This window comes from Streptomyces sp. BBFR25 (assembly GCF_044590125.1).
GTDB classification, from domain to species: domain Bacteria; phylum Actinomycetota; class Actinomycetes; order Streptomycetales; family Streptomycetaceae; genus Streptomyces; species Streptomyces canus_D.
In genome coordinates this window covers 1,459,332-1,473,131 of the sequence record NZ_CP172447.1, presented here as the reverse complement: position 1 = coordinate 1,473,131, position 13,800 = coordinate 1,459,332, and the positions used below count along the sequence as shown (strand labels likewise).

The following is a 13,800-nucleotide window of genomic DNA, read 5'->3' as shown; positions in this document are numbered from 1 at the left end:
AGCGACCGCTTAGTATGCGGATGACCCGGTCGGACGACGCAGTCGGTGGAGGCCCCGCATGCAGGCATGGCAGGTGCACGAGAACGGCGAGCCGGGCGAGGTGATGCGCCTCGCGGACGTGCCGGCGCCGACGCCGGGCGAGGGCCAGGTCCTGCTGAGGGTCCGCGCCGCGAACATCAACTTCCCGGACGCCCTGCTGTGCCGGGGGCAGTACCAGGTCCGGCCGCCGCTGCCGTTCACGCCGGGCGTGGAGATCTGCGGCGAGACCGAGGACGGCCGCCGCGTCATCGCCAACCCGGCACTGCCGCACGGCGGCTTCGCCGAGTACGCCCTCGCGGACGCGCGCGCCCTGCTGCCCGCACCGGACGCCCTCGACGACGCCGAGGCCGCCGCCCTGCACATCGGGTACCAGACCGGCTGGTTCGGCCTGCACCGCCGGGCCCGGCTGGAAGCAGGCGAGACCCTGCTCGTGCACGCCGCCGCGGGCGGCGTCGGGAGCGCCGCCGTACAGCTCGGCAAGGCGGCCGGTGCCACCGTCATCGGCGTCGTCGGCGGCCCGGACAAGGCGGCCGTCGCCCGCGAGCTGGGCTGCGACGCGGTCGTCGACCGGCACGCCGAGGACGTCGTCGCCGCCGTGAAGGAGGCCACCGGCGGGCGGGGCGCCGACGTGGTCTACGACCCCGTCGGCGGGCAGGCGTACGCCCAGTCCGCCAAGGTCGTCGCGTTCGAGGGCCGGATCGTCGTCGTCGGCTTCGCGAGCGGCACGATCCCCAGCCCCGCGCTCAACCACGCGCTGGTGAAGAACTACGCGATCCTCGGCCTGCACTGGGGCCTGTACAACACCAAGAACCCCGAGCTGGTCCGGCACTGCCACGAACAGCTCACCGAGCTGGCGGCACGGGGCGCGATCAAGCCGCTGGTGAGCGAGCGGGTGCCGCTCGCCGACGCCGCCGACGCCGTGCAGCGCGTCGCCGACGGCAGGACGACCGGCCGCCTGGCCGTCGTACCGGAGAACCTGGACAAGGGAGCCGCCGCATGACCGACGCAGCGGAACTGCGCCACCGTACGCGCGAGTTGCTCGCCGCGCACCCACCGGCCGGCACGGACCGCCTGGACTTCCTCCGGGCCCGCTTCGACGCCGGACTGGCCTGGGTGCACTACCCGCAGGGGCTCGGCGGTCTCGGTGCCCCGCGCGCCCTCCAGGCCGTCGTGGACGCCGAGCTGGCGGCCGCGGGCGCCCCCGACAACGACCCCCGGCGCATCGGCATCGGCCTCGGCATGGCCGCCCCGACCATCCTCCAGTACGGCACCGAGGAGCAGAAGCGCCGGCTGCTGCGTCCGCTGTGGACCGGCGAGGAGGTCTGGTGCCAGCTCTTCAGCGAGCCGGGCGCCGGGTCCGACCTGGCCGCCCTCGGCACGCGCGCCGTCCCGGACGGCGAGGACTGGGTCGTCAACGGCCAGAAGGTGTGGACCTCCAGCGCCCACCTCGCCCGCTGGGCCATCCTCATCGCCCGCACCGACCCGGACGTGCCCAAGCACCGGGGCATCACCTACTTCGTGTGCGACATGACCGACCCCGGCGTCGAGGTGCGGCCGCTGCGCCAGATCACCGGCGAGGCCGAGTTCAACGAGGTGTTCCTCACCGACGTCCGCATCCCCGACTCCCGCCGCCTGGGCGAGACCGGCGACGGCTGGCGGGTCGCGCAGACCACGCTGAACAACGAACGCGTCGCCATCGGCGGCACGCCGATCCCCCGCGAGGGCGGCATGATCGGCAAGATCGCCGCGACCTGGCGGGAGCGCCCCGAACTGCGCACCCACGACCTGCACCAGCGGCTGCTCGCCCTGTGGGTCGAGGCCGAGGTCGCCCGCCTCACCGGCGTGCGCCTGCGCCAGCAGCTGGCGGCCGGCCAGCCCGGCCCGGAGGGCGCCGGGATGAAGCTGAACTTCGCCCGGCTCAACCAGGAGATCAGCGGCCTGGAGGTCGAACTCCTCGGCGAGGAGGGCCTGCTCTACGACGACTGGACCATGCGCCGTCCCGAGCTGGTCGACTTCACCGGCCGCGACGCCGGATACCGCTACCTGCGGTCCAAGGGCAACAGCATCGAGGGCGGGACCAGCGAGGTCCTGCTGAACATCGTCGCCGAGCGCGTCCTCGGCCTGCCCGCCGAGCCGCGCACCGACAAGGACGTCGCATGGAAGGACCTCGCCCGATGAGCGCACAGCCGGAGCCCGCGCTGCTCCACTCCGAGGAGGAAGAGGCGCTGCGCGCCGCCGTACGGGACCTGCTCACCGACCACTGCGACCCGGCGGGCGTCATCACCCGCACCGAGACGGCCGCACCGCACGACGTGCCGCTGTGGAAGTCCCTCGCCGGTTCGATGGGTCTCGCGGGCCTGCTGATCCCGGAGGAATTGGGCGGCCAGGGCGCCACGCACCGGGAGGCGGCCGTCGTCCTGGAGGAGCTGGGCCGCGCGGTCGCGCCGGTGCCGTACCTGACGAGCGCCGTCGTCGCCACCGAGGCCCTGCTGGCCTGCGGGGCCGAGGACCTGCTGGGAGAGCTGGCGTCCGCCACGACCGTCGCGGTACTCGCCGCCGGACTGCACGTCGCACCGGGCGCCGCGGCCTCGTCGGCACGGCTCGAAGCAGGCGTACTGCATGGGGAGTTGACCGGCATCGCCGACGCCTCCGCGGCGGACGTGCTGCTCGTGCCCGCGGACGACGGGGGCCTGTACGCGGTCCGCGCCGCCGACACGACGGTGACTCCGCAGGTCTCGCTCGACCCCACCCGGCCGCTGGCGCGCGTGACCCTCGACGGTGCACCGGCGCGTCGCCTCGGTGAGGCGGAGCCCGCCGTGCGCCAGGCCCTGCGGGCCGGTGCCGGGCTGCTCGCCTCCGAACAACTGGGCCTCGCCGACTGGCTGCTGACCGAGACGGTCCGCTACCTCAAGGAGCGCAGGCAGTTCAACCGCCAGGTCGGCGGCTTCCAGGCGCTCAAGCACCGGCTCGCCCGGCTGTGGCTGGAGGTGGCGGGCCTGCGCGCCGCCGCCCGCAACGCGGCCGACGCCCTGGCGACCGGCACGGACAGCGAGGTGGCCGTCGCCGTGGCCCAGGCGTACGCGGCCCAGGTCGCCGTCCACGCCGCCGAGGAGGCGCTGCAACTGCACGGCGGCATCGGCATGACGTGGGAACACCCGGTCCACCTGTACCTCAAGCGGGCCAAGGCCGACTCGATCGCCTACGGCGCGGCGGGCAGCCACCGCGCGGCGCTCGCCGAACTGGTCGACCTGCGGGCTCCCTGACGTACCCGACGCACCCGACGTATCCGCTCGGACACGCGGGTGCGTTCGGTGCGGCGACCGCGCCGGTGAAGTGAACGACCGGCGGCGGTCCGGCCAACTCCCCGCACGGCTCTGCTCCCTGAGAGGGACGGGACCCCATACTCACTGGGTCCCGTACGGCACCTCCAGGGAGGCAGAGCATGGCCCTCACCACCCGACGCAGAGCCCTCACCACCCTCGGCGCCGCCCTCGCGGGCGCGGTCGCCCTGCCCGCCGGCACCGCGCTGGCGTCCGAAGGCAGGCACGGACCGCGCCCGCTGTGGCGCGCGCACGCCCACAACGACTACGAGCACCCCCGCCCCCTCCTCGACGCCCTCGACCACCGCTTCGGCAGCGTCGAGGCCGACATCTACCTGGTCGGCGGCCAACTCCTGGTCGCCCACGACCCCGAGGACCTCGACCCGTCCCGCACCCTGGAGTCGCTCTACCTCGACCCGCTCGCCGCCCGGGTCCGCGCGCACCACGGCCGGGTCTACCGGCGGGACCGCGGCTCCCTGCAACTCCTGATCGACATCAAGACCGAGGGAGCGGCGACGTACCTCGAACTCGACCGCCGACTGCGCCGCTACCAGCACCTGTTCACCTCCTACGCCCATGGACGGGTGTTCCCGGGCGCGGTCACCGCGGTGGTCTCGGGGGACCGGGCCGCCCGCGCGCCCATGGAGGCCCAGCGCACCCGTCGCGCCTTCTACGACGGCCGCCTCAGCGACCTCGGCACCCCCGTACCGGCCTCGTTCGTCCCGCTGATCAGCGACAACTGGACGCTCAACTTCACCTGGCAGGGCGTGGGCGCCTTCCCGGCGGCCGAGCGGCGCAAGCTGCGGGACATCGTGGGCGCGGCCCACGCCCGCGGGCAGCGGGTGCGCTTCTGGGCCACCCCCGACGTGGCGGGGCCCGCGCGGGACGCCGTCTGGGCCGAACTGCTCGCCGCCGGTGTCGATCATCTCAACACCGACGACCTCGCGGGCCTGGAGGCGTTCCTCGACGCCCACCGGGGCGCGTAGGGAAGCGCCGGAACACCACTCGTTCGGAGGACAGGTCAGCCGCCCGGACGAACCCTCCGCTACGCCACACTTACGGCCGAACGCCGCGAAGTGGACGTGGCGGAGGAGGTTGACGATGGCCGTTTCCATCTCTGTGGTGCTCTTGCTGTCCATCCTGGCGGTGCTCTTCCTGCGCAACGGCGGACTGAAGGTCTCGCACGCCCTGGTGTGCCTGCTGCTCGGCTTCTACCTGGCGAGCACGAGCATCGCCCCCACCATCAACAGCGGACTGACCGCGACGGCGGACATCGTGGGCAGCCTCAGACCGTAGGGCGGCGGGGTCGGCCACCGCGTCCGTCGGCGCCGTCCCGACGGCGGGCGGGGGCTCCGGCCGACCGGGCAGGAGCAGGCAGAGCGGGACGGCGAGTGCGGTGAGGGCCACCGACCACCAGAAGGCCCGGTCGAACGCGTCGGCCAGGGCGCTCGGTCCGTGGGCGTCGAGGGAGGCGTGCTGCAGGACGACGGCGAGCACCGCGATCCCCACCGAGCCGCCGATCTGCTGGGCGATGCGGGTGATGACACCGGCGTCGGGGATCTCCTGGTGCCGCAGCCCGACATAGGCGGCGCCCATCGGCGCGATCATCGCGGCGCCGAGCGCGACACCGCGCACGAACAGCGCCGCCATGAGCAGGGGTTCGCCGGTGTCGGCGGTGACGAAGGCGAACGGCACCGTGGCCACGGCGACGAAGGCGAAGGCGGTCACGGCGACCCGGCGGGGACCGACGCGGTCCATGTACCGGCCCGCCAGGCCGCGAGCGAGGAGCGCCCCGACGCCCTGGGGGATGAGCAGGAGCCCGGCGCCGAGGGCGTCCTCGCCGCGGACCTGCTGGAAGTACAGGGGCAGCAGCATCATCGGCCCGTACAGGGCGATGCCGCCCAGGAAGAGCAGAGCGCCCGAGGAGGCCACCGCCCGGTGGCGGAACAGTCGAAGATCGACCAGGGCGCCGCCGGTTCGGGTCAGTGACCGCGCGGTGAACCCGCCGACGAGGGCGAGTCCGCCGAGCAGCGGCACGAGGACCTCGGCGCCGGTGAAGCCCGCGCTGCCCTCGACCCGGGACAGGCCGTAGATCAGGGCGGCGACGCCCGGGCAGAGCAGGAACAGCCCGACGACGTCCAGACGGACGCGGGGGCCGCCGGGCTCCGGCCGGTCGTCGGGGAGATTGCGCAGGGCCAGCCAGCCGCCGACGACGCAGAAGGGGACGTTGACGAAGAACATCCAGCGCCAGTCGGCCAGATGCAGGGTGAGGCCGCCCAGGACCGGGCCGAGGATCGGGCCGAGCGCGGTGGGCACCGTGATGATCGCCATGACCTTGCCCGGGTGGCGGCCCTTGGCCGCCTGCATGAGCAGCGTGGCCGTGAGCGGCATCATGACGCCGCCCGCCAGGCCCTGGACGACACGGAAGACGATCAGGCTCGCGGCGCTCCACGCCAGCGCGCTCAGGACCGAGCCGAGCAGGAACCCGCCCAGGGCCCCGATCCACAGCCGCCGGCCGCCGAAGCGCGACTGGGCCCACACGGCGAGCGGGATGGTGACGAACACCGCCAGCAGATAGCCGGTGCTCACCCACTGGATGGTGGCCAGCGGGGCGTCGAACTCCTGCGCCAGGTCGCCCAGCGCGACGCTGACGACGGTGGTGTCGAAGACGACGGCGAGCGCGCCCACCACGAGGGTGGCCCCCATGCGCCACACGGTGGGGTCGATGCGATCGGGATCCGCCGCCGGGGGCGCGGTCCCATGGGGGGTGGTCACGAACCCCCACCTCCTTAAGATAGAGAAGTCTTTCTTACTTAGATCAGAGTAGGGCCGCTAAAATAAGAAAGGCAACTCTTTCCCAAGCGAGAGGTGGCGTGGATGGCTCAGCGGCGCCGCGGAGCGGCACTGGAGAAGGCGCTCCTGGACGCGGCCTGGGAGGAACTCGCCGAGCGCGGCTACGCCAGGTTCACCATGGACGCCGTCGTCAAGCGCGCGGGCACCAGCCCGCCGGTGCTGTACCGCCGCTGGTCGCACCGCGACGAGCTGGCCCGGGCGGCCGTCGCCCACGCCTTGGAGGAGGCGCGCGTCGCCACCCCCGACACGGGCAGCCTGCGGGGGGACGTCCTCGCCCTCATGCGGGAGATCGGGACCGCCAACGCCCGGCTCGTCATCCTCATGTACGCGCACCTGGCCGGGTATTACCAGGAGACCGGCACCAACCCCGGCGACCTGATCGACGCGGCGCGCGGGAAGTCCGCGGAGGCGCTCGCCGAGGTCTACGACCGGGCCGTCGCCCGCGGCGAGGCGAGGCCGGAACGGCTCACCGGGCGCGTCAGGTCCCTCCCCTTCGACCTGCTGCGCCAGGAGATCCTCGCGACCCTCGCGCCGGTCCCCGGCGACGTCGTCGAGGAGATCGTCGACACGATCTTCCTGCCCCTGGTGAGCTGACGGCCGAGGCGGGAGGGGGCCGGTCCCCTAGGCGTCCACGACCCGGGAGCGGATGAGGAAGCGCACTCCCTCGGGCGCCTCCAGCGAGAAGCCGCTGCCCCGGCCCGGGACGACGTCCACGGTCAGCCGGGTGTGGCGCCACGCCTCGTACTGGCTCCGCGACATCCAGAACTCCACCGGCTCCGCCACGCCGTCGACGGTCAGTTCGCCGAGCAGGATGTCCGAGGCGCCGGTGCGGAACTCGCCGGCCGGGTAGCACATGGGGGCGCTGCCGTCGCAGCAGCCGCCGGACTGGTGGAACATCAGCGGGCCGTGCGCCTCGCGGAGCCGCCGCAGCAGTACGGACGCCTCGGGGGTCAGCTCGACGCGCGGGGTCTCCTCGTATGTGTCACCCATGCCGTGCATGGCAGCACGGCGAAGGTTGCGAGTGCGTTGCGCGCGGGTGCGAGTGGGCGCGCGGGTGCGGGTGCGGGTGCGGGTGCGGTGGCGGGGCCCCGAGGGCCGGTCTCTCGGCTACCTCCTTTGACATACCTATCTCGTCATATCTATTGTGCGCGGGTGACCGACTCCAGCACCCCTCGCCGGGACGCCGACCGCGTGGCCTCCGGGCTCGCGGCGTGCCTTCCCGCGCTGCACCGGGCGCTGGACCGACAGGTCACCGCCCGGTACCCGCACCCCAAGCCCCCCGAGGGGCAGCTCGCCCTGCTGCGGTACGTCGCGCAGCACGAGGGCGCCACGGTGCGCGAGGCCGCCGAGGCCCTGCTGATGAAGCCGAACAACGTCAGCGCCCTGGTCTCCCAGCTCACCGAGCAGGGCGACCTGGAGCGCCGGCGGGACAGCGCCGACAAGCGGGTCGCCCACCTCCACCTCACGGCCACGGCCCGTGAGCGGGTGTCCGAGGTGCGGGAACTGGAGACCGCGTTCATCCGGCACGCCCTGACCTCCCTCACCGAGGGCGAGCAGGGTGCGCTCGGCTCCGCCCTGGGAGCACTCGAAGCGTTGACGCGGCACCTCCACCCCGGCGTCCGCTGACACACGTGCCCGCCCTCTCGGCGGGCCGTTCGCTTCCCGCACCACCCCTTGATCCGGAAGAGAAGACTCCGTCATGCCCTCCACATCCGTGGACCACTCCGCCGTGCCCGCGGCCGAGACCGCCCCCGTCCCACCGGTGGCCGGCCGCCTGCGGTCCAACCCGTGGCTGACCCTCCTCGCCGTCGCGTTCGGCCTGTTCATGGTCCAGCTCGACGGGTCCGTCGTCGCCATCGCCAACCCTGAGATCGGCCGCGACCTGCACGCGTCCACCGCCCAGCTCCAGTGGGTGACCAACGCCTACCTGCTCGCCCTCGCCGCCACCCTCATCCTGGGCGGCAAGCTCGGCGACCGCTTCGGCCGCCGCACCTACTACCTGGTCGGTGTCGCCGGCTTCACCCTCGCCTCCGTCGCCATCGGCCTGTCCGGTTCGATCGAGGGCGTCGTGGCCTTCCGCGCCCTCCAGGGTGTCTTCGGCGGCCTGCTCATGCCCAACACCCTCGGCCTGCTCCGCTCCGTCTTCCCGCCGAAGAAGTTCGGCATGGCCGTGGGCATCTGGGCCATGGTCTCCGCCGTCGCCACGGCACTCGGGCCCATCGTCGGCGGCCTCCTCGTGGAGCACGTCGACTGGGAGTCGGTGTTCTACATCAACGCTCCCATCGGTGTCGCCGCCATCGCCTTCGGTGCCCTCGTCCTCCCCGAGAGCCGCAACGCCGCGGGCCGCGAGCGCTTCGACATACCCGGCCTCGTCCTGCTCGCCCTCGGCCTCCTGGCCGTCGTCTTCGGCGTGGTCAAGGGCGAGACCTGGGGCTGGACCTCCGCCGGCACCCTCGGCGCCGTCGCCGCCGGCCTCGTACTGCTGCTCGTGTTCGGCCGGTACGAGACCCGCGTGGAGCACCCGCTGCTGCCCATGCGCCTGTTCCGCAGCCGCGCGCTGACCATCGGCGCGGTCATCACCGCGCTGAACTTCTTCGTGATGCTCGGCGTGATCTTCTTCGTCATGCTGTACCTGCAGAACGTGCGCGGCTTCACGCCGGTCGAGGCGGGCGTGCGGACCCTCCCGCTCAGCCTCGCCTCGCTGGTCGCCTCGCCCCTGGGCGCGGCCCTGACCCAGCGCTTCGGGCCCCGGCTGACCATGCCGCTGGGCATGCTGCTCCAGGCGGCGTCCTGCTTCGGCATGCTCACCTGGCAGACCGACTCCTCCTACGCCACGATGTGGCCGCCCTTCATCGCGCTCGGCCTCGGCGTCGGCATGGTGATGTCCGCCTCCTCCGACGCCATCGTGGGCAACGCCCCCGTCCGGGACGGCGGTGTGGCCGGAGGTCTCCAGGCGACGACCCTGCAGATCGGCGGCGCGCTCGGCACCTCCGTGCTGGTCTCCCTGATCAGCGCCAAGGTGGGCAGCACCCTCACCGGTGAGCTGACCGGCGCGGGCGTGCCCCCGGCCGTGGCGGGTGGTCTCCAGGAGGCCAAGGACGCGGTGGCGATGGGCGTGGCGCCCGTCTCCGGCGACATGCCGGCCGGGCTGCGGGCCGCCGTGGTGGAGGGCAGCGGGCAGGCGTTCATGAACGGCGTCCACGTGGCCGTCGTCGTCACCGGCGCCCTCTGCGTGCTCGGCGCGGCGCTCGCCGCGGCCGGACTCAGGCCTCCCCGGCCGCGGCGCGCGGAAGCACCGTGACCCGGCGGAAGTTGCACCCCTGGGACGCCGAGAGCCCCGTCGGCCCCATGAGTCCCGGGGCGCCGTCGGCCGGGGGGCGCGACTGATGGGCCTTGAGCGCGATGCTCACCAGGCTCAGCAGCAGGTCGACGTCCGCGTCGCAGTCCAGGTGCACGGTCACCCAACGGGAGCCGGGCACCAGACGGATGGCGGTGGAGCCGCCGAGGTCGTACTGGAAGCGCTGGATGGCCCGGTGGGTGAGGTGGAGGTCCACGTCCCGGTCCGAGTGGAAGTGGACGATCTCGTCGCGGACGGAGCACAGAGCCCGTCCGGTTCCGCAACTGGCCTGACCCGCCGAGAGGTCGGGCCAGGCTTGCAGCCGCTCAAAGGCGTGCTGGGCCGGAGTCATGGCCCTATCGTCGCTCGATCACCGCGTCGCAACCAGAGGTTGAGCGATTCGTAACCGGCACGTGAGGTCGGCGGGAGCCTGCTGGGGTCCCGCCGACCGTGCCCCGACGCGCGCCCGACGTCTATCGTGCGCGCGTCGAGCGTGCGTCAGGCATACGTCAGGAAGTCACGCAGCCGATCGAGTCGGTCGGGAAGTCGTTGCCCGTCGACGTGGCGGTGAAGCCGAACGTCACGCTCCCGTCCGGTGGGACGACACGGTTGTGGTCCACGTTGCGGACCGTGACCGTACCGTCCGAGCCCTTGGACAGCGATCCGTTCCACACCCCGCCGAGCGTGGTCCCGCTGCCCGGCTTCCACTGCACGGCCCAGCCGTTGAGCGGCTCGGTGCCGTGGTTCATCACCTCGACCGAGCCCTGGAAGCCACCGCCCCAGGAGTTCTCCACGGAGTACACGGCCATGCAGGAACCGGTGTGCGTGGGCGGCGGGGTGGTCGGGTCCGTCGGGGTCGGCGTCGGATCCGGGCTCGGGGTGCTGCCGGAACCGCGGATGCCGGTGACCTCTCCGTTGCCGCCGTCGAAGACGATGTCCGAGCAGGAGAAGAAGTTCTCCTGGCTGTCCGAACGCACCCACTGCATGAAGATCAGCGCGTCACCCGAGCGGCCCGAGGGCAGCGCGAGATCCCAGTAGTAGTGGCCTCCGTCGGTGCCCGCCGAACCCTGCTGGGGCGGGTTGGTCACCGTCTGGATCAGCTCCAGGTCGTCCCAGCCCACCTCGGAGGTGGGCGACCAGCCCGGCTTGGTCAGGTACACCCGGAAGTCACCCGGGTGGGCCGCCCAGTTGCTGTACTGCACCGGGATCGTCGCACCCGACGTCAGATGCGTGCGGGGCCAGTCCGAGCGGGCGGCGTTGTAGGCGGAGAAGTCGTACGGCGAACGGTCACCGGCGCTGCACAGGGTGCCGTCCGGCACGTATCCGGCGCCGCGGCCGCCCGCGTTGGAGTCGAGTACGGCGAACCAGTTGTACAGGGCCGTCGCGCCGCTCTGGTCGAGCGCGGCCTGACACGCCGGGTTCGTCGGGTCGAGGGCGCCGGTGCCCGTTTTGGCGTCCAGCTGGCACAGGTAGGTGCGGGAGCCGGGCATCATCGCGACGCCGTGCGCCTCGGCCCGCCCCTGTCCGAACAGGAGGGTCACGCCGAGCGAGCCGAGCAGGGTGGCCAGCACCGCCGCCAGGGAAAGGAATCTGGTGCGTCGAACCATAGGGGTCTCCTGGTTCCGGTCCGTAAGTGAGCTGTGAGCAGTGAGCAGTGAGCTGACGGATGATCCGTCCATGACAAGATCAGGGTGTCGGTGTCGGTGTCGGGGACGGGATGGAACCCCCGCCCGTCCGGGGCAGGCGCTTCGACCGGACGGGCGGGGAGGCGGTGGGGCCGTTATGCCGTGGTGCAGGCGGTGTCGTTCAGCCGGAACCCGGTCGGCTCGGCGAACGCTCCGCCGTGGGTGCCCTGGAAGCCGAACGACAGGCTGCCGCCGGGTGCGATCCGGGCGTTGTGGCTCGCGCCGGTCGCCGTGACGGCACCCGTGGACGGTGTCACGGAGGCGTTCCAGGCGTGGGTGATCCGTTGGCCGGAGGGCAGCGTGAAGGCGAGCCGCCAGCCGTCGACGGGGGCCGTACCGGTGTTGGTGACGGTGACGTCCGCGGTGAAACCGTTCTGCCAGGCGTTCGTGCCGTACGACACCGCGCACGCCGACGCGTCACCCGGCTCGCCGGGGTCGGGGTCCGGGCCGCCCGGGGTGCCGCCGGTCTCGACGGTGGACGAGAAGGAGTTCACGGCCAGTCCGGCGCCGTTCTGCCAGGGCTCGAACCCGGCCTGAACGCTCGTCAGGTACCAGTCGTCCTCGGCGAGTCCACGCGCGACGGTCGCCCGGACGAAGTCCATGACGTCGAAGCTCCAGCCGGTGATCGCCGACGGTGCCACGAACGACAGCACGTCGTTGGAGCCGTTGCCGCCGCTCCAGACCTCCCAGGTCCGTCCGCCGACGGTGGCCGTGCCCACCGGTGAGCCGATGGGCTGGATCGGGCCCACCCTGTTGAACCAGATCATGATCTCCGTCTGGTTGACCCCGTCGGTCCGGGGCGTCGGGTCCAGCCAGATGTCGTACGAGGCGTTGTATACGGCGCCGTCGACGAAGCCGTACGAGATGCTGGACGGCGCCCGGGAGACGGTGTCGAGCCGGGCGGGCAGGCTGGTGCCCGGCGAACAGTTCGTGTAGTGGCAGCCGTTGAAGACCGACGGGTACGACTTCGGTGCTCCGTTGGTCGGCACCGAGCCGTCGGCCTGTGTGACCCGGAAGCCGGTGTCGGTGGCGGTGACGCACTGGGTAGCGCTGGAACCCCAGCGGTTGTTCTGGACGACGTACCGTCCCTGGATCGTCGTCGTCCCGAACGGCTCGCAGAGGGTGGTGTCCGCCTGGGCCGGTGCCGCGGCGGTCACGAGTGATGCGACGAGGGTGAAGATCGCCAAGGCCGCGCCCAGGGCGCCTAAGAGGCCGCGAGGGGGGCGGGCTTGGGGCCGTAGCGTTCGCATGGGGCCTCTCCGGGAGGGTGGGGGTAGGAGGAGGGGCCGGTGCGGGAGCGCTCCCAACTCCCCACTGATGGGAGCGCTCCCACTTACCGGTTGATGGGGACTGTAGGAGCGGTTCATGTTCCTGACAAGACTGTGCGCGCCAGAGTTGTCGAACGAATCTCGAAGCCGCAGGTGGAACAGGCCCCCGTCGGGAGCGCTCCCGACGGCGGCCTGACGGCCACACCGCTCAGGCGGAGTCCCGAAGCACCAGTTCCGTAGGGAGGATGACATGCCGCCAGGCGGCGGCGGAGTCCTCCATCTCCTCCCGCAGCAGCCGCACCATCGTGCGGCCGATCTCCTCCAGCGGCTGTCGGACCGTCGTCAGCGGCGGGTCCGTGGGACGGGCCGGATGGAAGTCGTCGAAGCCGATCACGGCGACGTCCCGAGGCACCCGCCGGCCCGCGGCGCGCAGCGCGTTGAGCGCTCCGGCGGCGAGTGTGTCGGAGGCGGCGAAGACCGCGTCCAGGTCCGGATGCCGGGCGAGCAGCTCGGTCATCGCCCGCTGTCCGCTCTCCTCGGTGAAGTCGCCCCCTTCGACGACCAGCGACGCCCCCGCCGCCGCGCCCGCCAGCTCCAGGGCCTCCCGGTACCCGCGCAGGCGGCACTGGGCGACGTACATGTCGAGCGGTCCGCTGATCGCCCCGATCGTGCGGCGCCCGGTGTCCAGCAGGTGCGTGACCGCGCCGCGCGCACCGCCCGCGTTGTCGGCGTCGACATAGGTGACGCTCTCCTCGCCGGAACGCCGCCCCAGCATCACGGTGGGCAGTCCCGCCTTGGCGAGCATGTCCGGCAGCGGATCCTCGGCGTGCACGGACATCAGCAGCACCCCGTCGACCCGGCCGCCGCGCGCGTACTCCACGAAGCGCCGCCGCTCGGTGTCCGTGCGGACCAGGGTGAGCAGCAGCTGCAAGGAGGTGTCGGTGAGGGCGTCGCCGACGGCGTGCACGACCTCGGTGAAGAACGGCTCGCCGAACAGCCGCCAGTCCGGCTCCGTCATCACCAGCGCGACGGCGTCGGCACGGTGCCCCGCCAGGGAACGGGCCGCCAGATTCGGCACGTACCCCAGCTCGGCGATGGCCCGCTGCACGGCGCGGCGCGTCGAGTCCCGCACGCCGGTCGCGTTGTTGATCACCCTCGAGACGGTGCCACGGCCCACGCCTGCGAGGGCGGCCACCTCCTCCAGCGTCGGCGTACCGGGACGCTGCCTGCCCATGTCGCCCGCCTTCCCCCAAGAGATCATCCGATACTACGGCGAGCCGCCCGGGCTCGGCGGGCCG

General features: G+C 72.7%; 13 protein-coding genes and 1 pseudogene. 8 read left to right on the top strand and 6 right to left on the bottom strand.

Annotated features, from left to right (window positions below):
• Positions 1-58: 58 nt before the first annotated feature.
• From ACGH52_RS06515 to ACGH52_RS06495, 5 genes are all read left to right on the top strand, one after another.
• On the top strand, positions 59-1,039 hold the full coding sequence (locus ACGH52_RS06515) for an NADPH:quinone oxidoreductase family protein (RefSeq protein ID WP_399938135.1): 981 nt from the start codon (positions 59-61) through the stop codon (positions 1,037-1,039).
• Positions 1,036-2,217 carry an acyl-CoA dehydrogenase gene (locus ACGH52_RS06510; RefSeq protein WP_121704852.1) on the top strand — a complete coding sequence of 394 codons (1,182 nt, stop codon included), beginning with the start codon at positions 1,036-1,038 and terminating at the stop codon, positions 2,215-2,217. Before ACGH52_RS06515 ends, ACGH52_RS06510 begins: the two co-directional genes overlap by 4 nt.
• Entirely contained in the window at positions 2,214-3,302 is a 1,089-nt protein-coding gene (locus ACGH52_RS06505; RefSeq protein ID WP_399938133.1) for an acyl-CoA dehydrogenase family protein, read from the top strand. Before ACGH52_RS06510 ends, ACGH52_RS06505 begins: the two co-directional genes overlap by 4 nt.
• 179 nt (positions 3,303-3,481) lie before the next feature.
• Complete coding sequence (locus tag ACGH52_RS06500; protein WP_076973244.1) at positions 3,482-4,345, top strand: phosphatidylinositol-specific phospholipase C/glycerophosphodiester phosphodiesterase family protein; 864 nt, start codon at positions 3,482-3,484, stop codon at positions 4,343-4,345.
• A 115-nt stretch (positions 4,346-4,460) separates the two neighbouring features.
• Positions 4,461-4,655, top strand: a complete 195-nt coding sequence (locus ACGH52_RS06495) for a hypothetical protein (RefSeq protein WP_003977636.1) — start codon at positions 4,461-4,463, stop codon at positions 4,653-4,655.
• Here ACGH52_RS06495 and ACGH52_RS06490 read toward each other — a convergent pair.
• Positions 4,645-6,134, bottom strand: a pseudogene (locus tag ACGH52_RS06490) (MDR family MFS transporter). The gene ACGH52_RS06495 and the pseudogene ACGH52_RS06490 sit on opposite strands and share 11 nt — an antisense overlap.
• Before the next feature lie 102 nt (positions 6,135-6,236).
• On the opposite strand from ACGH52_RS06490, the gene ACGH52_RS06485 reads away from it, so the two are divergent.
• On the top strand, positions 6,237-6,806 hold the full coding sequence (locus ACGH52_RS06485; protein WP_399938132.1) for a TetR/AcrR family transcriptional regulator: 570 nt from the start codon (positions 6,237-6,239) through the stop codon (positions 6,804-6,806).
• A 27-nt stretch (positions 6,807-6,833) separates the two neighbouring features.
• Here ACGH52_RS06485 and ACGH52_RS06480 read toward each other — a convergent pair whose 3' ends face one another.
• Positions 6,834-7,202 carry a DUF779 domain-containing protein gene (locus tag ACGH52_RS06480; protein ID WP_059297808.1) on the bottom strand — a complete coding sequence of 123 codons (369 nt, stop codon included), beginning with the start codon at positions 7,200-7,202 and terminating at the stop codon, positions 6,834-6,836.
• Positions 7,203-7,364: 162 nt separating this feature from the next.
• Between ACGH52_RS06480 and ACGH52_RS06475 the strand changes: the two genes are divergently transcribed.
• Positions 7,365-7,838, top strand: a complete 474-nt coding sequence (locus ACGH52_RS06475; protein WP_121704855.1) for a MarR family winged helix-turn-helix transcriptional regulator — start codon at positions 7,365-7,367, stop codon at positions 7,836-7,838.
• Between the two features lie 73 nt (positions 7,839-7,911).
• Positions 7,912-9,513, top strand: coding sequence for an MFS transporter (locus tag ACGH52_RS06470; protein WP_399938129.1), 1,602 nt, complete (start codon positions 7,912-7,914; stop codon positions 9,511-9,513).
• On the opposite strand, the gene ACGH52_RS06465 is transcribed toward ACGH52_RS06470, so the two are convergent.
• The 4 genes from ACGH52_RS06465 to ACGH52_RS06450 form a co-directional block, all read right to left on the bottom strand.
• Positions 9,476-9,901 (bottom strand): luciferase family protein, encoded by a 426-nt coding sequence (locus ACGH52_RS06465; protein WP_076973240.1) that lies wholly within the window; start codon positions 9,899-9,901, stop codon positions 9,476-9,478. The two genes, ACGH52_RS06470 and ACGH52_RS06465, sit on opposite strands and share 38 nt — an antisense overlap.
• Before the next feature lie 157 nt (positions 9,902-10,058).
• Positions 10,059-11,156 (bottom strand): lytic polysaccharide monooxygenase, encoded by a 1,098-nt coding sequence (locus ACGH52_RS06460; RefSeq protein ID WP_399938127.1) that lies wholly within the window; start codon positions 11,154-11,156, stop codon positions 10,059-10,061.
• 173 nt (positions 11,157-11,329) lie between these two features.
• Positions 11,330-12,484 (bottom strand): cellulose binding domain-containing protein, encoded by a 1,155-nt coding sequence (locus ACGH52_RS06455; RefSeq protein WP_399938125.1) that lies wholly within the window; start codon positions 12,482-12,484, stop codon positions 11,330-11,332.
• Positions 12,485-12,710: 226 nt separating this feature from the next.
• Positions 12,711-13,736: a LacI family DNA-binding transcriptional regulator gene (locus ACGH52_RS06450; RefSeq protein ID WP_121700644.1), complete on the bottom strand. Its 1,026-nt coding sequence runs from the start codon at positions 13,734-13,736 to the stop codon at positions 12,711-12,713.
• Positions 13,737-13,800 lie beyond the last annotated feature (64 nt).